The organism is Sphingobium chungangianum, assembly GCF_977014255.1.
The window spans coordinates 1,417,039-1,437,249 of the sequence record NZ_CDRNIV010000006.1; the positions used below are offsets into that span (position 1 = coordinate 1,417,039).

Below are 20,211 nucleotides of genomic sequence, written 5' to 3' on the forward strand. Positions count from 1 at the left end.
GGGCGCGGAAAGGAGACAATCCCCACCGCGCCCAACTCCAATTCCTATTCCAGTTCCAGAATGATCGCGTCCACGGGCAGGCTTTCGCCTTGCGCGGCCGACACGCTCTTCACCACGCCCGCCTTGGCAGCGCGCAGGATATTTTCCATCTTCATCGCCTCGATCACGGCAAGCGGCTGACCGGCTTCGACCTTGTCGCCTTCTGTGACGTGCAATGCGACGAGCAGGCCCGGCATCGGACAGATCAGGAAGCGGGACAGATCGGGCGGGATCTTTTCGATCATGTGCTTGGCATGGACCGCTGCATGGGCGGGCAAAATGCGCAGCTTGTGGCTTGCGCCATGAGCCGTCAGCACGAAGCCGGACCGAACCGGCGCGATCTTCACTGCCAGCAGTTCCTCGCCAAACTCCGCCTCTATCAGACGATCACCCGGCGTATATTCCAGCGCCATATCGATCGCTTCGCCATCCACGGTGACGTCATCCCCGTTGATGACCACGTCATGGACCGCCTCCCCGATCTTCACCTGCCAGCTGGTGGGAGCGCGCAACTTCTTGCCAAGCTGTCCATCGATGCGGCGGGCACGATCGGCCTGCGCCATCGCTGCGAACGCGCCAATCGCCGAAAGCTTCTTCAGCAGCGTTTCGGAAGCGGGCGCGCCGGTGAAGCCATCCGGATATTCCTCCGCGATGAAGCCGGTGGTGATGTTGCCCGAACGGAAACGCTCATGCTGCATGAGCGCCGAGACGAAATCGATATTGTGGCCCGGCCCTTCAATCTCGAACTGGTCGAGCGCCGCGATCTGCTTGTCGATCGCTTCCAGACGGGTCGGCGCCCAGGTGATCAGCTTGGCGATCATCGGGTCGTAGAACATCGACACTTCGCCGCCTTCGACCACGCCGTCATCGACGCGCACGCCATCGCCGGTTTCGGGCGGATTGTAGCGGATCAGGCGGCCCGTTGAGGGCAGGAAGCCACGATAGGGATCTTCGGCATAGACGCGGTTCTCGATCGACCAGCCGTTGATCTTCACATCTTCTTGGGCGAAGCTCAGTTCCTCGCCATTGGCGACGCGGATCATCTGCTCGACCAGATCGAGGCCGGTGATCTCTTCGGTGACCGGATGCTCCACCTGCAAGCGGGTGTTCATTTCCAGGAAGTAGAAGCCGTCGCCGGTCTTGTCCGCGCCCGATACGATCAGTTCGACCGTGCCCGCACTGAAATAGCCGACCGCACGGGCCAGAGCGACGCACTGCTCACCCATCTTCTTACGCATTTCCGACGAAACGAAGGGCGACGGCGCTTCCTCGACCACCTTCTGGTGGCGGCGCTGGATCGAGCATTCACGCTCGTTCAGGTAAACGATATTCCCGTGCTGATCGCCCAATATCTGGATTTCGATATGGCGCGGGCTTTCGATAAACTTCTCGATGAAAACGCGGTCATCGCCGAAGCTGTTCAGCCCCTCGCGCTTGGTCGCCTCGAAGCCTTCGCGGACATCCTGTTCCGAATAAGCAAGGCGCATGCCCTTGCCGCCGCCGCCGGCCGACGCCTTCATCATCACCGGATAGCCGATCTCGTTTGAGATCTTCACGGCATGTTCGGTGTCCTCGATCACGCCGACATAGCCGGGGACGACATTGACGCCCGCCTCCATGGCAAGCTTCTTGGATTCGATCTTGTCGCCCATCGCCGCGATGGCATTGGCGGGCGGGCCGACGAAGATGATGCCCTCGGCGTCCAGCGCCTTGCGAAAGCTCTCGCGCTCCGACAGGAAGCCATAGCCCGGATGGACTGCATCAGCGCCTGTATCCTTGCAGGCCTGGATGATCTTCTCCGCGATAAGATAGGACTGAGCGGCGGGCGACGGGCCGATATGCACCGCTTCATCGGCCAGCAGCACGTGCGGCGCGCGGGCGTCGGCGTCTGAATAGACCGCCACGGTCTTGATGCCCATCTTCCGCGCCGTGCGGATGACGCGGCAAGCAATTTCGCCACGGTTCGCGATCAGGATCTTGGTGATTGCCATTATCTATCCTTGCCCCAGTCCTATTTTCGGCCGTGCGGGCCGAGCTAATTCAAAGCTCACCTCTTCCGTCATGCCGGACTTGATCCGGCATCCCGCTGCCTTCTCTCCACGCAGAGAAGAAGCGGGACCCCGGATCAAGTCCGGGGTGACGAGCAGGTGGGTGTGTCGGTTACTCAGCCGCTTCCAGATGCCCATGGGGCTGCGCCATCATCGGCGTCAGCCCGAGCTTCGCAAGCAGCGCGCTATCCTTGTCATCCCCGGCATTGGCTGCGGTGAGCAGCTTGTCGCCGGTGAAGATGCTGTTCGCGCCCGCCATGAAACAGAGCGCCTGACAGGCTTCGCTCATGCTCTCGCGGCCGGCGGACAACCTCACCATCGACTGCGGCATCACGATCCGAGCCACGGCGACCGTGCGAACGAACTCGACCTCATCGATCTTGGCGAGCGGCGTGTCCTTCAGCATGTCGCCAAGCACAGTACCGGCCACAGGCACCAGCGCGTTGATCGGCACGCTCTCCGGATGCGGCATGGTGCCAAGCGCATGGAGGAAGCCAATGCGGTCAGAGCGCGTCTCGCCCATCCCAACAATACCGCCGCAACAAACATTGATGCCCGCCGAACGCACATTTTCCAGCGTCTCGATCCGGTCCTCAAAGGTCCGGGTCGTGATGACGTTCGCGTAATTTTCCGGCGAGGTGTCGATATTGTGGTTATAGTAATCCAGCCCCGCATCCGCGAGCTGCTTCGCCTGATCCGACGACAACATCCCCAGCGTCATGCAGGTTTCCATGCCCATCTGGCGCACGCCCTTCACCATTTCGATGAGCTTGGGCATGTCCCGTTCCTTGGGATTGCGCCACGCCGCGCCCATGCAGAAACGGCCCGAACCATGATCCTTCGCCTGCGCCGCCGACTGTAGCACCGCCTGCACGTCCATCAGCTTGGTGGCCTTCAAGCCGCTTTCCGCTTCGGTCGACTGGCTGCAATAGCCGCAATCTTCCGGGCAACCGCCAGTCTTGATCGACAGCAGCGTCGAGAGCTGCACCTCATTGCGCGGAAAATTCGCGCGATGGATCGACTGCGCCTCGAACATCAGGTCGTTGAAGGGCAGATCGAACAGCGCGGCGATTTCGTCGCGGGTCCAGTCGATACGGGCAGCAGTCTCGGTCAAGCGGCTTCCTCCAGCCCCGCGGGGGGCATGTTGTGGCCGAGGAGGCGCAGCACATCGGCGGCGCATTCCACGACATTGGAGCCCGGTCCATAAATGCCCTGCACGCCCGCGTCACGGAGATAGTCATAATCCTGTGGCGGGATCACGCCACCTGCGATCACCTTGATGTCGTTGCGGCCCTTTTCGCGCAGCTGGCGGATGAGTTCGGGGATCAACGTCTTGTGCCCTGCGGCCAGCGACGAAGCGCCCACCACGTCCACGCCGCTATCCAGCGCCAGCACCACCGTTTCCTCCGGCGTCTGGAACAGCGGGCCGGACACGATGTCGAAGCCCATGTCCCCGAAAGCGGACGCGATCACGTTGGCGCCCCGGTCGTGGCCGTCCTGTCCCATCTTGGCGATGAGTAGTTTCGGTTTGCGACCGAGGCGCCGCTCGACGGCCTGCACGCCGTCAAGAACCTGTTTCCAGCGGCTATCCTGTGCATAAGGCTTGCCATAAACGCCCTTCACCGGCGTCGGCACGGTGCCGTAGCGATCGAAGCTGTCCTCCATCGCGGAGGAAATTTCGCCCAGCGTCGCACGCGCACGCGCCGCTTCCACCGCATGGGCGAGGAGATTGTTTTCGATCGACTGCGGACCGGCAGCCGCCTGACGCAGCGATTCCAGCGCGGCCTGGCACTTCGCCTCATCCCGCTCCGCCTTGACCCGGTTGATGCGAGTGATCTGCGCTTCGCGGACCTTGCTGTTGTCGACCTCCAGCGTTTCGAGCAGGTCCTCGTTCGCCAAACGATATTTGTTGACGCCGACGATGACATCCTCGCCCCGGTCGACCCGCGCCTGACGGGCAGCCGCCGCCGTCTCGATCATCGCCTTGGGCCATCCTGCCGCCACGGCCTTCGCCATGCCGCCTTCGGATTCCACGCGGTCGATGATCTCCTGCGCCGCATCGACCAGTTGCTGGGTCAGCGCCTCGACATAATAGCTGCCACCCAGCGGATCGATGACATTGCACATGCCCGTCTCTTCCTGGATGACGATCTGCGTGTTGCGCGCAATGCGGGCCGAAAAGTCGGTCGGCAGTGCAATCGCCTCGTCCAGCGCGTTGGTGTGCAGCGACTGCGTGCCGCCCAGCATCGCCGCCATCGCTTCGATGGTGGTGCGCATGACGTTGTTATACGGGTCCTGCTCGGTCAGCGAGACGCCCGATGTCTGGCAATGGGTGCGCAGCATCTTCGAACGCTCGTCCTGCGCGCCCAGCTTCGTCATGACACGATGCCACAGCACACGGGCGGCGCGCAGCTTTGCGATCTCCATGAAGAAGTTCATGCCGATGGCGAAGAAGAAGCTCAGACGCCCCGCGAACTTGTCGATGTCGAGGCCCGAGGCCACGCCGTAGCGCACATATTCCGCGCCGTCCGCGATGGTGAAGGCCAGTTCCTGGACCTGCGTCGCGCCCGCTTCCTGCATATGATAGCCGGAGATGGAGATGCTGTTGAACTTGGGCATCTCGCGCGAGGTGTAGCCGAAAATGTCGGAGATGATCCGCATCGACGGTTCGGGCGGGTAGATATAGGTGTTGCGGACCATGAACTCCTTCAGAATGTCGTTCTGAATGGTTCCGTCCAGCAGCTTGCGCTCGACGCCCTGTTCTTCACCAGCAACGATGAAGAAGGCGAGGATCGGGATCACCGCGCCATTCATGGTCATGGAAACCGACATCTTGTCGAGCGGAATGCCGTCGAACAGGATCTTCATGTCCTCGACGCTATCGATCGCCACACCGGCCTTGCCAACGTCGCCAACGACGCGCGGATGGTCGCTGTCATAGCCGCGATGGGTAGCGAGATCGAAGGCGACGCTGAGGCCCTTCTGCCCTGCGGCCAGGTTGCGGCGATAGAAGGCGTTGGATTCCTCGGCGGTGGAAAAGCCCGCATATTGCCGGACCGTCCAGGGACGCCCCGCATACATCGACGCGCGAACCCCGCGCGTGAACGGTGCAAAGCCCGGCAAGCCCGGTTCGACCGTCACATCCTCGGCAGTATAGAGCGGCTTGACGGTGATCCCTTCCGGGGTCTCCCAGTTCAAATCCTTGCCCTTCACTTCCTTGGCGGCGGCGGTCGCCCACTGATCCAGCGTCGGCTTGTCGGTCATCTGTCCCTACCCTTATTCCTCTCCCGCAGGCGGGAGAGGATACGCAGGCTTGGCGGCTTGCCGCCTAGCCGAAGTTGGAGCGGGCTGTCTCGCCCACCCCGCTGCGACTAGGGCCTGCTGCGCAGACCCAAGTCTCGCTGCCCTCCCGCTTGCGGGAGGGGTGAATTCAATGCGCCTCTTTCGGCGTCTCCATGATCTCCGTCAGAACCCCGTTCATATCCTTGGGGTGAACAAAGAAGATCAGCGTCCCATGCGCGCCGATACGCGGTTCGCCCAGCACCTTCTTGCCCAGCCCTTCAAACCAGGCCTTGGCCTCATGAATGTCGGGCACTTCATAGCACATGTGATGCTGCCCACCGGCCGGGTTCTTAGCGATAAAGCCGTGAATGGGCGAGTTCTCGCCCAGAGGCTCGATCAGTTCGATCTGGGTGCCTTCCGTGCCATTTTCGCCCGGCGTATCAACGAAGCACACCTTCACCCCCTGCGCGGGCAGGTCGAAGGGCTCGTGCGACAGCGTCGCGCCCATGACGTCGCGATAATAAGCGAGCGACGCTTCCAGCGAAGGCGTCGCCACGCCGATATGGTTCAAGCGACCGAGTTTCATCACATCTTCCCTACTTCGTCACCCCAGCGAAAGCTGGGGTCTCGTGAGGCACGAGATGCCAGCTTCCGCTGGCATGACGCTTATCTAATCAAAGCGGAATATTGTCGTGCTTCTTCCACGGATTCTCCAGGCTCTTGTTGCGCAGCTTGCGCAGCCCCAGAGCGATCCGCTTGCGGGTCGAATGCGGCTGGATCACCTCGTCGATGAAGCCCTTGCCCGCCGCCACGAACGGATTGGCGAAGCGGTCTTCATATTCCTTTGTCTTTTCCGCGATTTCTTCCGGCGTCTTGCCGCGGAAAATGATCTCGACTGCCCCCTTCGCGCCCATCACGGCGATTTCGGCGGTCGGCCATGCATAGTTCAGGTCGCCGCGCAGATGCTTGGACGACATAACGTCATAGGCGCCGCCATAGGCCTTGCGCGTGATGACGGTGATCTTCGGCACGGTCGCTTCGGCATAGGCGAACAGCAGCTTGGCGCCATGCTTGATGATGCCCGAATGTTCCTGCGCGGTGCCCGGCAGGAAGCCCGGCACATCGACGAAGGTCACGATCGGAATTTCGAACGCATCGCAGAAGCGGACGAAACGCCCCGCCTTCTTCGATGAATTGATGTCCAGAACGCCCGCCAACACCATCGGCTGGTTGGCGATGATCCCAACCGTCTTGCCTTCGATCCGTCCGAAACCGCAGAGAATGTTGCCCGCATGGGCAGGCTGAACCTCGAAAAAGTCGCCTTCGTCCACAACCTTGCGGATCAGCTCATGCATGTCATAGGGCTGGTTCGCATTGGCCGGGATCAGCGTGTCCAAGCTCTCTTCCATCCGGTCCCACGGATCAGCGCTCGGCCGCTCGGGCACCGGCTCCCTGTTCGATGCGGGCAGGAAGTCCACGAAATCGCGGGTCGCCAGCAGCGCCTCTATATCATTCTCGAAAGCCACGTCCGCCACGCCCGACTTGGTCGTGTGGGTCACCGCGCCGCCCAGTTCTTCCTGGGTCACGATCTCATTGGTGACGGTCTTCACCACATCGGGGCCGGTCACGAACATGAAGCTCGAATCCTTCACCATGAAGATGAAGTCGGTCATGGCAGGCGAATAGACCGCGCCGCCAGCGCACGGTCCCATGATCACGCTGATCTGCGGCACCACGCCGGACGCCAGCACGTTGCGCTGGAAGATTTCGGCATAGCCAGCGAGCGAAGCAACGCCTTCCTGAATGCGTGCGCCGCCGGAGTCGTTAAGGCCGATCACGGGCGCGCCGACCTTCAGCGCCATGTCCATGATCTTGCATATCTTCATCGCGTGCCGTTCGGACACCGCGCCGCCATAAACGGTAAAGTCCTGACTGAAGACGAAGACCAGGCGGCCGTTAATCGTGCCCGATCCAGTGACAACGCCATCGCCCGGGATATGCTGCTCGTTCATGCCGAAGTCGACGCAGTTATGCTCGACATACATGTCGACTTCTTCAAAGCTGTCTTCGTCCAGCAGGACTTGCAAACGCTCCCGTGCGGTCAGCTTGCCCTTGGCATGCTGCGCGTCGATACGGCGCTGGCCACCGCCGAGGCGCGCGGCCTCGCGCTTGGCTTCCAGCTGTTCGATAATGGCGAGCTTCGACATATAGAATATCTCTCCGGCAACGGGACGGTCGGCTTCATCTGTCCCCTTTCCCTGCTTTCGCATTTTTCGCAAATGCAAATTTGCCAATTTGCAAATCACGATTTCGCAAATTAAGAGCCGCGCATGGCAAGAGGCAATCGTATTTTCGCAGGTCCACGGCTGCGGCAGCTCCGCCTGGACCACCGGATGGACCAGGCCACTATGGCGCAGGCGTTGGGGATTTCCGTCTCTTATCTCAGCCAGCTGGAAAATGACGACCGCCCCCTGACCGCCAAGGTAAAGGCTGCCGTTGCCAGCGCCTTCCCCACTGATTGGGCCAGCTTCGACAGCCGCGAGGAAGAGCAGTTGCTCGGCGCCTTCACCTATGCGCTGGCCCATCCCGAGCTTCCCGGCCCTTTGATGGAGCCGGAAAGGATCGAGAAGCTGCACCTCCAATTTCCGGAGTTCGCAGCCCGCTACATCGACCTCTACAACGCCCATATGCGCGCGAATGAGCGCATCAACATGATCGAAGAAGCGATCGCCAACGATCATGAAGTGCAGGCACGCCTGCCCTGGGAAGCGGCGCGCGACTGGTTTCATGAGGCGGGCAATTATGTCCACGCGCTCGATTGCCTGGCGGAAGACATGGCCTCCAGCTTCACGGCCGGGCAAGTTCTGGACGAAGGCATGCTGGTGGAGGCTCTCGCCCGCCGCCACGGCATTGAAACGCTGATCGCCGACACGCCCGATTCCGCCCTGCGTGCCTACTCATCGAACGATCGCCGCCTGTTTGTTAACGCGGCTCTCCCAACGGAAAGCCGCAAGTTCATGCTGTCCCATCAGCTGATGATGCTGGAGGGGCAGGCCGTGATTGCCGACGTCGTGAACCGGGCTGCCTTGCCGGTGGAAGGCGCCGACCGCCTCCTCGCCATAGGGTTGGGCAATTATGCGGCGGGCGCCCTGCTGATGCCCTATGCCCAATTCCGGCAAGCCGCGCGGGAAGTCCGCCATGACATAGATCGCCTCAGCCGTCGCTTCGGCGTCAGTTTCGAGCAGGCCTGCCATCGCCTCTCAACCCTTCAGCGACCGGGGCTGCGCGGCATCCCCTTCTTCTTCTGCCGCGTCGACATGGCGGGTAACATCACCAAGCGGCACAGCGCCACCCGCCTGCAATTCGCCCGTTTCGGTGGCGCCTGCCCCTTGTGGAACGTACATGAAGCCGTCGCGATACCCGACCGCATCAATGTCCAGCTCGGCGAAACGCCGGACAGCGTGCGTTATGTGTCCATGGCCAAGGGTTTGGTAAAGCCTTCGGGCAGCTATTCGCGCACCCCGCGTCGCTACGCCGTTGTTTTGGGATGCGAAGTCGCCCATGCGGCGAACTTCGTCTATGCCGACGGGCTACAGTTGGAGATGGAGGGGGCAGCCACCCCCATCGGCATAACCTGCCGCCTCTGCCCGCGCCAAAGCTGCGACCAGCGCGCCTTCCCGCCCGCCGACCGGCCGATCCGGGTCGATCCAGACAACCGCCAGATTGTGCCTTACTGGATCGGCTGATCCGCCTCGCCAGCACCCAGCTTGCGAAAACTGGCCCTTTGCGGGCTTCTCCGGCTGCTTAAGATCGGACTTATGGACCACGGCCTTTTTCACGGCGCCGAATTGCGGGCAGACCTAATGCGCGATGGTTTTGCCCGCATCGCCGGACCTCAAATGCTGGCGATGCTGGAAGCCGATGAAGGATGCTGGACGCAATTCGCCGATAGCTGGAACGACCTTGGCCCTGATCTCTACATGGCGGACGGGGGACGTTATCGTCGGCGGCGGCATGCCGCATTTCGCTATGAGCGGGGACATTTTACGCGCAAGCCGCACCAGCCACATTTTCAGAGCCGCGACTATAACCCGCTGAACGGCGACGTGCAGCGCTGGTTCGACCCCGTCCATCAGGAGACGATCGACAATCCTGTCACGCAGGCGATCTTTGCTTTTTGCGCGGCAAACTTCGGAGCCGATAGCGCACGGGAGTGGCATGTCGAAATGCACCAGTTCCGTATCGAAACGCGCGAGGACCATATCGGCCGCCCGACGCCTGAGGGACTCCACCGCGACGGAGTGGACTGGGTCCTGGTGATGCTGATCGAGCGGCGCAATGTGGACGAAGGCGTGACCCGCATCGGCGCGCCCGATGGTACGGCGCTGGGAGAGTTCACCCTCGCCCGGCCGGGGGATACGGTGTTGATAGACGACCGCCGCATCCTGCACGGCGTCACCGAAATCCGTCCGATCGATCCACGGCAAGCCGCGTGGCGCGACGCGCTGGTCGTGACCTTCGCGGCGGCCCGCTGACCTATTTCAGCAGGACCAGTTCCTCGGCCATGCTGGGGTGGAGTGCCACGGTGTCGTCGAACTGCTGCTTGGTCAGTCCCGCTTTCACCGCCACCGCCGCAGCCTGTAGAATCTCCGGCGCATCCGGCCCGATCATGTGCAACCCGACCACGCGGTTTGTGGTCGCATCCACCACCATCTTGTACAGCGCGCGTTCGTCCCGGCCCGCAAGAACGTTCTTCATGGGGCGGAAGTCTGAAGTATAGACCTTCACCGTCCCCAGCTTGTTCTTCGCCTGGGCTTCGGTCAATCCTACGCCAGCCAGGGGCGGATGACTGAATACGGCGGACGGGACGCATTCATAATCCACGGTCCTGGGATTGTCGCCAAACACCGTGTCGGCGAAAGCATGACCTTCCCGGATGGCGACCGGCGTTAATTGCAGCCGGTTCGTGACGTCGCCGACCGCATAGATGCTCTCGCAACTCGTGCGGCTATATTCATCGACCTTGATCGCACCCTTGTCGTCCAGCTCCACGCCCGCATTTTCAAGGCCAAGCCCCTCGACATGCGGCTGGCGTCCCGTCGCAAACATCACCGTATCGCAGGGGATGGGATCGCCATTGCTGAAATGCATGCAAAGCGTGCCATCCTCATTTTTCTCGATCCGATCCATCTCCGCATTGAAGCGGAACTGGATGCCTTTCATCGTGGAAATCTGGAGCAGCCGATCGCGGATCTGCTCATCATAGCCGCGCAGCAGCGTCGATGATCGGTTGACGATGGTCACATGACTGCCAAGCTGATGGAATATGCCCGCAAATTCATTGGCGATATAGCCGCCGCCGACAATCACCATCCGCTTGGGCGCGTCCTCCAGATGGAAGGCCTCATTGGACGTGATGCCATGCTCCGCTCCTTCCATCTCCGGGATCGCGGGCCAGGCCCCCGTCGCGACAAGGATGTATCTGGCGCTGATTTCACGGCCGCTTGAGAGCTTCACCGAATGCGGCCCGATGATCGTGGCGCGTTCCGCGATCAACTCGACCTTATGGCTCTCCAGCGTGTTCCTGTAGAGCCCTTCCAACCGATCGACATCGGCCAGCACATTGTCGCGCAGGACTTTCCATTCGAAATCGCAGTCGGGGACATGCCAGCCAAAGCGCCGCGCATCCTTCAGATCCTCGGCGAAATGGGCACCGTAGATCAGGAGCTTCTTGGGCACGCAGCCCCGGATAACGCAGGTGCCGCCAACCCGATATTCCTCGGCGACGGCGACCTTCGCGCCATGCGCCGCTGCCACGCGCGACGCACGAACCCCTCCCGATCCCGCACCAATGACGAAAAGGTCGAAATCGTAGTCGGTCATGCTGCTCTCCGCTGGATGGAGGCCGGATATGGCGGCTATCCAGCGGAGTTACAATCATCTTGGGGTTTTACGCGCCACCCAGCGCCAGCTCGATCAGTGCCATGGTCGAGGGGTCGAAGCCCTTTGCCCCTTCCGCCTCGATCGACTTGGCCATTTCCTTGCCCAGTTCCACGCCGAATTGATCAAAGGGATTGATCCCCATCAGCACGGCGTTGGCAAAGGTACGATGCTCGTAAAAGGCTATCAGCGCGCCCAGCGCATCGGGCGTCACATCCTCCAGCAGGATGGTGGTGGACGGGCGGTTGCCAGGATAGGCGCGGGCGGGATCGGCCGCATTTTCCTTGCCCCGCATCAGCGCCGCTCCTTGCGCGAAGCAGTTGACCAGCAGCGCCCGGTGATGCGCCGGATCCAGAGCATGGCCAGGCTCGATCGAAGCGACGAATTCGACCGGCGCCACGACAGTCCCCTGATGCAGAAGCTGGAACACGGCATGCTGCGCGTCCGTGCCCACGCCACCCCATGTAATCGGCGCTGTCGGCCCATCGACAGGCTGGCCATCGCGCGTCACGCTCTTGCCGTTGCTCTCCATCTCCAGCTGCTGGAGATAGGATGGCAGCAGCCGCAGCCGCTCGTCATAGGCGAAAAGCGCGCGCGTCTGGCACCCCACGACACGCGCATAATATTGGTCCACAAAAGCCGCGATCAGGGGAGCGTTATGAGCAGGATCGGACAGCCGGAAATGCCGATCCATGGCCGCCGCGCCTTCCAGCAGGCTTTCAAACGCGTCCCAGCCAAGCGCCAGCGCAGCAGGGAAGCCGATGGACGACCAGAGCGAATAACGCCCACCCACCGTCTCGGAAAATGGCAGGATTCGCGTTTCATCCACGCCCCACTCGATCGCCTTGTCGGGATTGGCGGTCAGCGCAATCACCTTGCCATAGGGATCATCCACCCCGGCCTCGACAAGCCAGTTGATCGCGCTTGCGGCGTTGAGCATGGTTTCGGTGGTGGTGAAGGTTTTGGACGCAATGGCGATCAGTGTCGTTTCCGGATCGAAGCGCGCGATCGCCCGCTCCATAGCGATCCCGTCAACATTGGACACGATCGCCACGTCATAGCGGGCACCGTCGCCTCCCAGCGCGTCGATGATGAGGTCAGGTCCCAACGCCGACCCGCCGATACCGATGTGCAGGATGTGACGGATCGGGCCTAGCGCCTCCCCCTCGATCGCGTCGATCAGCGCGCGCATACGGGCATGCAGCATCTTTGCCCGCGAAACGCTTTCCGCATTGCCTTCGCCCCGTTCGGCGGGATGTTCGGCGGCGCGACCTTCGCTATTATTGATTGGCTCGCCCGCGAAAAAGGCGTCACGCCATTTGGCGAAGTCCTTTTCCTCGGCCAGCTTCAGAAAGCCGTCCAGCAGATCGCTGGTCAGATGCGTCTTGGACCAGTCGAAACGGATAGGCCCCTGGGTCAGCGTGAACTTGCTCAGCCGGTTCGGGTCCGCCGTGAAGATGGACTTCAATTCGGGCTGCGGGATGGCCGCAATGGCTTCCAGTGCAGGGCTGGACATGGAAGGGTAAATCCTCTTTTTTCCGTGGTTAGCGACGACGCCGCACCTGTCGATTCTCCCGTCTCTTACCCAAGCGTAACGGCCAATGCATCGCCCGCTATGCTTGACGGCGGGTTTACAACGCAGCAAAAGCCGCAACGGCCTGTTTTCAAGGCGGATCGAAGGACTAGACAATATAGCATGAGCGCAAAATCCGAAACGCGGGACTTCCTTTGGTTTCTCGCTAAGCTGGCGGTGTTCGTCTTTGTCCTGCGCAGCTTCATCGTCTCTCCGTTCAATATACCGTCTGAATCGATGCAGCCCCGCCTGTTGATCGGCGACTATCTGCTCGTTGCCAAATGGCCCTATGGCTATTCGCACTACTCGCTGCCTTTCAACTTGCCGCTGATCCCCGGCCGAATCCTGGCATCCACGCCCCAGCGCGGCGATGTGGTGGTTTTCAAGGCGCCGCCTACCCAGAAGATTGATTATATCAAGCGGGTGATCGGCCTGCCCGGCGACATGATTTCGGTACGCGGGGGCACGGTCTATCTGAACGGTCAGGCCATTCGGAAACAGAGGGTCGCCGACCTCGTCATCCCCGTCTCACCTAACATGGTCGATGCTGCAGCCAAGGAGGGCAGCCCTTCCCCCTGTTACCGCCCGAAGTTCGAGGAAGATGCAGCGAGCGGCGGGCGTCAGTGCCGTTATCCGCAATATCGTGAGACATTGCCCGGCGGCAAAAGCTACAATGTCCTCGACCTCGTCCCCGACGGCGCGGCCGACGACCGCGACACGGTGCTGGTGCCCGAGGGCCATCTGTTCATGATGGGCGACAATCGTGATCGCAGCGCAGACAGCCGCTTCCCGGCGGTCGAAGGCGGCGGCATCGGGCTGGTGCCCGAGGAAAATCTGGTTGGAAAGGCGATGATCTCCGTCTTCTCGACCGATGGCAGCGCCAATTGGTTGCTCCCCTGGACATGGTTCACCGCAGCCCGCTGGAACCGGATCGGGGAAGGCTTTTGACAAAGGCCGACACGTCTGGCTGGCTCGCCGGGCTGATCGGACGAGCGCCGAAGGACGAGGCGCCTTTCCGTCAGGCGCTTACCCATGGCAGCGCAAATGCCGTCAATTATGAACGGCTGGAATTTCTCGGTGATCGGGTGCTTGGCCTGATCGTTTCCGAATGGGTTTATGAGCGTTTCTCGGGAGAACCCGAAGGCAAGCTGTCGCGCCGCTTCAACGCGCTGGTGTCGGGTGAAACGTGCGCCGAAGTTGCGCGCGCGGCTGGCGTCCCCACGCATCTCATCCTCGGCAAACAAGCCCGCGACGACGGCGCGGCCGACAGCGATAATGTGCTGGGTGACGTCATGGAGGCCCTGATCGGCGCGCTTTATCTGGAAGCAGGCATTGACGATGCCCGCGGGCTGGTGCGTCGTCTCTGGGCCGACCGCGTGGACACGCAGGAAAGCGCGCCCAAACATCCCAAGTCCACCCTTCAGGAATGGGCCGCCGCCAATCGCCGCAAGCCCCCGGAATATGCGATGACCGACCGATCCGGGCCGCACCATGCGCTGCGCTTCACGGTCACGGTGAGTATCAAGGGCGCGGGCGAAGCGAGCGCAACGGGGGGAAGCAAGCAAGAGGCGGAGACGGCTGCGGCGAAGGCGTTGTTGGATAAGCTAAACGGCTGAACCCCGTCTTCCAACCTGCTACTTACCCCGTTCGCCATGAGCTTGTCGAAGGGCTTCACTTCCCTTCTTCGAGCCAACATGCCTTTCCACACCTACATGCTCCATTGCGGCGATCGCAGCTTTTACACCGGCCACACGGACCATCTGCAAACCCGGATCGCTCAGCATGAAGCCGGCGCGATCCCTGGCTACACGCAAAACCGTCGCCCGGTAAAACTGGTCTGGTCGCAGGAGTTCGGAACACGTATGGAGGCGCTAGCAGCCGAACGCCAAATCAAGGGCTGGAGCAGAGCCAAAAAGCTCGCTCTGATCCGAGAAGATTGGAGACTAATCTCCACATTGGCGCGCCCAAAATTAAAGTAGAGCCCTTCGACAAGCTCAGGGCGAACGGAGTTTTTGTTTGACGATTGATCCTGAATCCCAACGCTGCGGCGTCATCGCCATAGTCGGCGCCCCCAACGCTGGTAAATCCACGCTGGTCAACGCCCTGGTCGGCCAAAAGGTCGCGATCACCAGTCCCAAGGCGCAGACGACTCGAACCCGCGTCATGGGCGTCGCTATCGAAGACGACACGCAGATCGTCTTGGTCGACACACCCGGCATCTTCGCACCCAAGCGCCGCCTTGATCGCGCCATGGTTCAGGCCGCATGGGGCGGCGCGCAAGGCGCTGACCTGATCGCATTGATCGTCGATGGGAAGGCGGGCCTCGGTTCAAAGATGGAGCCGATCATCGAAGCGCTGATACATCGGCCCGAACGCAAATGGCTGATCCTCAACAAGGTCGATATCGCCATCAAGGAGAAGCTGCTGGTCCACACCCAGAAGCTTTACGAACGGATTGGCTTCGAAGAGACATTCTTCATCAGCGCAGGGACCGGCGACGGCCTGCCCGAGCTCAAGACCGCCTTCGCCAATGCCATGCCCGAAGGCCCCTGGCACTTCCCGGAAGATCAGGTCTCCGACGCAACCGATCGCATGCTGGCCGCCGAAATCACCCGCGAGCAGCTTTATCACCAGCTCCACGCCGAACTGCCTTACGCGGCCGCGGTCGATACGGAGCAGTATAAGGAACGCGAAGACGGCTCGGTCGAAATCCATCAGCAGATCCTTGTCGGCCGTTCCAGCCAGCGTGCCATCGTACTCGGCAAGGGCGGTCAGCGCCTCAAGGAAATCGGTTCAAAGGCTCGGGCCGAACTGGCGCAGCTGCTGGGCGTCAAGGTCCACCTCTACCTCCACGTCAAGGTGAAGGAAGATTGGGAAGACGACCGCTTCATCTACCGCGACATCGGGCTCGATTGGGTGGAGTAGTCTTAGAGCCACGTACTCCTGCCCGGGCAGGAGTACGCTGCTTATTCCGGTGGCGGATTACTCCGCCGCCGCCTTCTTCTTAGCCGGAGCCTTCTTCGCCGCTGGCTTTTTAGCCACAGCTTTCTTGGGCGCCGCCTTCTTCTTACCCTTCTTCGCGGGCGCCGCAGCCGCCCGCGCGTCGATCAACTGCGCCGCTTCCTCCAGCGTCAAGGCATCCTGCTCGATCGTCTTGGGCAAGGTCGCATTGGTCGTGCCGTCGGTGACATAAGGCCCATAACGCCCCGCCATCAACTTGATCTCGGCCTCGGTACGCGGATGCTTGCCCAGCACCTTCAAAGGCTCGCGCGACGCGCCACCGCGCCCGCCCTTGTTCGCCGCATCGGCTAGCTTGGCGACGGCGCTATTCATCCCCACCTCGAAAATTTCGGCGGTGGAAGACAGCCGACCATATTTGCCGTCATGCAGCAGATAAGGTCCAAAGCGTCCGATATTCGCTACGATCGGCTTGCCCGTTTCCGGATGCAGCCCGACCTCACGCGGCAGGCTCAATAGCTTCACCGCCCAATCCAGAGTCATCTCGCCATCGGGCAGGTCCTTGGGAATCGATCCGCGCTTGGCCTCCTTGCCCTCGCCCATTTCGATATAGGGACCAAAGCGCCCGGACTTGCGCACGATGTCCTGCCCGGTTTCGGGATGCTGCCCCAGCACCTCCGGCCCCTTGTCATCACCGCCATCACTGCCGCCCGGTTGCCCGAACTTGCGCGTAAATTTGCACTCCGGATAGTTGGAGCAGGCGATGAACGCGCCGAACCGGCCGCCACGCAATGCCAGCTGTCCGTCGCCACACATCGGGCAGGCACGCGGGTTGCTGCCGTCCGCCTTCGGCGGGAACAGCATCGGCTCCAGGAACTTATCCAGTTCAGCCGTGATGTCGGAAGGCTTCTGCTCCATGACCTCGGCGGTCTTGGGCTTGAAGTCGCGCCAGAAGGCCTCCAAAACGGCCTGCCATTGCGCCCGGCCGCCCGAAATTTCGTCCAGCTCATCCTCAAGGCCCGCCGTGAAGTCGTAGGACACATAGCGTTCGAAGAAGCGCTCAAGGAACGCTGTCACAAGCCGTCCACTTTCCTCGGCGAAGAAGCGGTTCTTCTCCACCCGCACATAGTCGCGGTCCTTGAGAACCTGCAGAGTCGAGGCATAGGTGGAAGGCCGCCCGATGCCCAACTCCTCCAGCTTCTTGACCAGCGACGCTTCCGAATAGCGCGGCGGCGGCTGGGTGAAGTGCTGCTCCGCCGTCACCTTCTTTTTGGCAGGCGCATCGCCCGCCACGAGACGCGGCAGCAGCTTGCTGTCGTCATCTTCGGCATCGTCGCGCCCCTCTTCGTAGAGCGCCAGGAAACCCGGAAAGATCACCACCTGACCTGTCGCTCGCAATGCATGCTGTCCCGTGCCATCGACCAGATCGATCACCGTCCGTTCCAGCCGCGCCGAAGCCATCTGGCTCGCCAGCGCGCGCTTGAAGATCAGGTCATACAGCCGCGCATGATCGCCCGATCCAACCTTGTCCCGCCCGAACTCCGTGGGACGAATGGCCTCGTGCGCTTCCTGCGCATTCTTGGCCTTGGTCTGATATTGGCGCGGTTTCTCGGGTAAATATCCGCCGTCATAACGCTCCGCGATCGCCTTGCGCGCGGCGGAAATGGCGCTGCCGTCCATCTGCACGCCGTCGGTACGCATATAGGTGATCGCGCCGTCCTCATACAGTTGCTGCGCGATCCGCATCGTATGGCTGGCGGAGAAGCCAAGCTTGCGCGCGGCCTCCTGCTGCAACGTCGAAGTCGTAAACGGCGCGGGGGGATTGCGCGAAACAGGCTTCGTCTCGACCTTCTCGACGGTGAAGCGCCCGGCCTCCACGTCCGCCTTCGCGGCCATGGCGTCGCCTTCCTTGCCGATGGTCAGCCGGTCGATCTTCTCGCCCTTCCAACGCACCAGACGCGCGGTAAAGCCCTGCCCGCCCTGCTCCATCTCGGCCGCGACCGACCAATATTCCTGAGCGACAAAGCTCTCAATCTCACGCTCACGTTCAACCACCAGACGCAGCGCCACCGACTGCACGCGTCCGGCGGATTTCGCCCCCGGCAGCTTACGCCACAATACCGGCGACAGCGTGAAGCCCACCAGATAGTCCAGCGCCCGCCGCGCCCGATAGGCGTCGATCAGATCTTCATCCAGCGCTCGCGGCTTCGCCATCGCGTCCAGCACTGCGGCCTTGGTGATCGCGTTGAAGGTCACCCGGTCCACGGTCGCAGGCAGCGCCTTCTTCGCGCGCAGCACTTCCTGCACATGCCAACTGATCGCTTCCCCTTCGCGATCAGGGTCAGTCGCGAGAATCAATCGGGTCGCCTTCTTGGCCTCATCTGTGATGGCCTTGAGCTGCTTGCCCTTGTCGCCATAATTCTCCCACTGCATGGCAAAGCCCGCGTCGGGGTCCACCGACCCGTCCTTCGGCGGCAAGTCGCGGATATGGCCATAGCTGGCGAGGACGTGGAAATCCCCACCCAGATATTTCTCGATGGTCTTCGCCTTGGCCGGCGATTCAACGATGACAAGCTGCATTAATGCCCCGGTTTTTGAGTTCTCTCACGTACACGCGCGAGTCTGGAAGGCGGTTGCCCCCCGCGTCAAGAGCGTCACGACAGGCTTACCTTGCCGCCCGCATGACGTTCCAGCCGCCCTGCCAATTCCAACTCCAGCAGCACGGTCTGAACAATGGCTGGGGAAAGGCTGGATAGACGAATGACTTCATCGACAGGCACCGGCGCATGACCCAGCAGACCCAGAACGACCTCCCGCTCCTGGCCCGCCACATCAGACGAGACCGGCGCGCCGCTAAAGTCGTGCCGCCCCTGCCGCACCATGCGCGCGTCGATGCCTCCAATTGCCTCGATCACATCCGCGCCATTCTGCACCAGCGTCGCGCCTTCGCGGATCAGGTGATTGCAACCCTGCGCACGTGGATCGGCTGGCGATCCCGGCACCGCCATAACCTCCCGCCCGGCCTCGACAGCCAGGCGCGCCGTGATGAGCGATCCCGATTTGGGCGCCGCTTCCACGACCACCGTCCCTGCGGCCAGTCCAGCAATGATGCGATTACGCGCTGGAAAGTGACGCGCGAGCGGCTGCGTACCGGGAGGATGCTCCGTAACCAGCAAACCCTCGCTCGCCACCTGCTCCTGCAAGTCGCCATTCTCCGGCGGAAACACGACATCGATGCCGCAGGCGATAACCGCGATCGTTCCGGTTCCCACCGACCCTTGATGCGCGGCCGTATCGATACCCCTCGCAAGGCCCGACACCACCACCGCGCCCTGCTGTCCCAATTCCTGCGCCAGCGTCCGCGCGAAACGGCAAGCGGCGGCAGAAGCATTTCGCGCACCCACCATGGCCACGCATTGCCGCCCCGCCAGTCCCACATCGCCGCGCACAATCAACGCAGGCGGCGAACCATCCATCTGCTCCAGCAAAAACGGATAATCCTGATCCCCCATCAGCAGGTAGCGCGCACCGAGCGCCCGGCTGCGGGCAATCTCCTGCTCGACGGCGCCTGCGTCCGCCACTGCCGCCTTCCCGCCGCCTCTTGCGGCAAGCTCCGGCACCGCCCGCAAAGCATCTCCCGCCTTTCCGAAGCGCGCCATCAACTGCCGGAAAGTAACCGGCCCGATGCGGGGCGAACGGATCAGGCGGAGGCGATCGAACCGCTCCTGCTCGCTCACTCTTTGGCAGCCCCGATCTTGGGTTCGGTCCCCTTCGCAAGCCGCGCGATATTGGCCCGGTGCCGCCACAACAGGATCAGCGTCATTGCCAGCGTGACGGGTATCAGGTCGATCCGGCCCATGAACCACATCGCGATCGGGGCGCTGATCCCGGCCGCCATGCCTCCGACTGAAGACCATTTCGTCCCGAACAGCGCCGCGAGCCATACAAGCGCAAAAACTATTCCCGCAGGCCAGTGCAGCGCGGTCACCACGCCCATCATCGTCGCTACGCCCTTGCCACCCGCAAAGCGCAGCCACACAGGATAGCAATGCCCGATAAAGGCCATCGCGCCCGCCATCGGTCCGCCATTGTCGATCAACGCCGCGCCGATCAGTACGGCCGCCGCGCCTTTCAGCAAGTCGAGCAACAAGGTCGCCGCCGCAAGCCCTTTGCGCCCCGTCCGCAACACATTGGTCGCGCCGATATTGCCCGACCCGATCTGCCGCAAATCTCCGGCACCTGTGATGCGCGTCAACAGGAGGCCAAAGGGTATGGAGCCCAGCAGATAGGATATCAGCAGGACGAATGCGGGAAGTAGCCAGGGAGGGTTCATGATCTCGCCGAAATGATTGCGGCGCGACCATAGCGTTG

16 protein-coding genes are annotated in these 20,211 nt (G+C 62.0%); 6 read left to right on the plus strand and 10 right to left on the minus strand.

Annotation, left to right across the window (positions count from 1 at the left end; all coding sequences use genetic code 11):
- Positions 1-44: 44 nt before the first annotated feature.
- The 5 genes from ACWNC0_RS14100 to ACWNC0_RS14120 all read right to left on the minus strand — a co-directional run bounded on the left by ACWNC0_RS14100 (position 45) and on the right by ACWNC0_RS14120 (position 7,576).
- Entirely contained in the window at positions 45-2,030 is a 1,986-nt protein-coding gene (locus ACWNC0_RS14100; RefSeq protein ID WP_449472398.1) for an acetyl-CoA carboxylase biotin carboxylase subunit, read from the minus strand.
- Between the two features lie 169 nt (positions 2,031-2,199).
- Positions 2,200-3,201 carry a biotin synthase BioB gene (gene bioB, locus ACWNC0_RS14105; RefSeq protein WP_449472400.1) on the minus strand — a complete coding sequence of 334 codons (1,002 nt, stop codon included), beginning with the start codon at positions 3,199-3,201 and terminating at the stop codon, positions 2,200-2,202.
- Positions 3,198-5,351: a methylmalonyl-CoA mutase gene (gene scpA, locus ACWNC0_RS14110; RefSeq protein ID WP_449472402.1), complete on the minus strand. Its 2,154-nt coding sequence runs from the start codon at positions 5,349-5,351 to the stop codon at positions 3,198-3,200. Before scpA ends, bioB begins: the two co-directional genes overlap by 4 nt.
- Before the next feature lie 166 nt (positions 5,352-5,517).
- Complete coding sequence (gene mce, locus ACWNC0_RS14115) at positions 5,518-5,955, minus strand: methylmalonyl-CoA epimerase (RefSeq protein WP_449472404.1); 438 nt, start codon at positions 5,953-5,955, stop codon at positions 5,518-5,520.
- Positions 5,956-6,043: 88 nt separating this feature from the next.
- Positions 6,044-7,576 (minus strand): acyl-CoA carboxylase subunit beta, encoded by a 1,533-nt coding sequence (locus ACWNC0_RS14120; RefSeq protein WP_449472406.1) that lies wholly within the window; start codon positions 7,574-7,576, stop codon positions 6,044-6,046.
- 123 nt (positions 7,577-7,699) lie between these two features.
- Between ACWNC0_RS14120 and ACWNC0_RS14125 the strand changes: the two genes are divergently transcribed.
- Both ACWNC0_RS14125 and ACWNC0_RS14130 read left to right on the plus strand, forming a co-directional pair.
- A complete protein-coding gene (locus ACWNC0_RS14125; RefSeq protein ID WP_449472408.1) occupies positions 7,700-9,115 on the plus strand; it encodes a helix-turn-helix domain-containing protein in 1,416 nt (471 codons plus the stop codon).
- Positions 9,116-9,187: 72 nt separating this feature from the next.
- On the plus strand, positions 9,188-9,904 hold the full coding sequence (locus tag ACWNC0_RS14130; RefSeq protein ID WP_449472410.1) for a 2OG-Fe dioxygenase family protein: 717 nt from the start codon (positions 9,188-9,190) through the stop codon (positions 9,902-9,904).
- A 1-nt stretch (position 9,905) separates the two neighbouring features.
- Here the strand turns inward: ACWNC0_RS14130 and gor are convergent, their stop codons facing one another.
- The gene (gene gor, locus ACWNC0_RS14135; RefSeq protein ID WP_449472412.1) at positions 9,906-11,252 is read right to left on the minus strand and encodes a glutathione-disulfide reductase; all 1,347 of its coding nucleotides are present in this window, start codon (positions 11,250-11,252) and stop codon (positions 9,906-9,908) included.
- Positions 11,253-11,319: 67 nt separating this feature from the next.
- A complete protein-coding gene (gene pgi / locus ACWNC0_RS14140; protein ID WP_449472413.1) occupies positions 11,320-12,825 on the minus strand; it encodes a glucose-6-phosphate isomerase in 1,506 nt (501 codons plus the stop codon).
- Between the two features lie 180 nt (positions 12,826-13,005).
- Between pgi and lepB the strand changes: the two genes are divergently transcribed.
- From lepB to era, 4 genes are all read left to right on the plus strand, one after another.
- Positions 13,006-13,830: a signal peptidase I gene (gene lepB, locus ACWNC0_RS14145; RefSeq protein WP_449472415.1), complete on the plus strand. Its 825-nt coding sequence runs from the start codon at positions 13,006-13,008 to the stop codon at positions 13,828-13,830.
- A complete protein-coding gene (gene rnc / locus ACWNC0_RS14150) occupies positions 13,785-14,498 on the plus strand; it encodes a ribonuclease III (RefSeq protein ID WP_449472417.1) in 714 nt (237 codons plus the stop codon). The genes lepB and rnc overlap by 46 nt, the downstream gene beginning before the upstream one ends.
- A gap of 78 nt (positions 14,499-14,576) precedes the next feature.
- Entirely contained in the window at positions 14,577-14,861 is a 285-nt protein-coding gene (locus tag ACWNC0_RS14155) for a GIY-YIG nuclease family protein (RefSeq protein WP_449472419.1), read from the plus strand.
- Between the two features lie 37 nt (positions 14,862-14,898).
- Positions 14,899-15,807 (plus strand): GTPase Era, encoded by a 909-nt coding sequence (gene era, locus ACWNC0_RS14160; RefSeq protein ID WP_449472421.1) that lies wholly within the window; start codon positions 14,899-14,901, stop codon positions 15,805-15,807.
- Positions 15,808-15,864: 57 nt separating this feature from the next.
- Here era and topA read toward each other — a convergent pair whose 3' ends face one another.
- The 3 genes from topA to plsY all read right to left on the minus strand — a co-directional run bounded on the left by topA (position 15,865) and on the right by plsY (position 20,173).
- Positions 15,865-18,420, minus strand: coding sequence for a type I DNA topoisomerase (gene topA / locus ACWNC0_RS14165; protein ID WP_449472423.1), 2,556 nt, complete (start codon positions 18,418-18,420; stop codon positions 15,865-15,867).
- A gap of 74 nt (positions 18,421-18,494) precedes the next feature.
- On the minus strand, positions 18,495-19,577 hold the full coding sequence (gene dprA / locus ACWNC0_RS14170; protein WP_449472425.1) for a DNA-processing protein DprA: 1,083 nt from the start codon (positions 19,575-19,577) through the stop codon (positions 18,495-18,497).
- Positions 19,574-20,173, minus strand: coding sequence for a glycerol-3-phosphate 1-O-acyltransferase PlsY (plsY, locus tag ACWNC0_RS14175; RefSeq protein WP_449474626.1), 600 nt, complete (start codon positions 20,171-20,173; stop codon positions 19,574-19,576). Before plsY ends, dprA begins: the two co-directional genes overlap by 4 nt.
- Between the last annotated feature and the right edge of the window lie 38 nt (positions 20,174-20,211).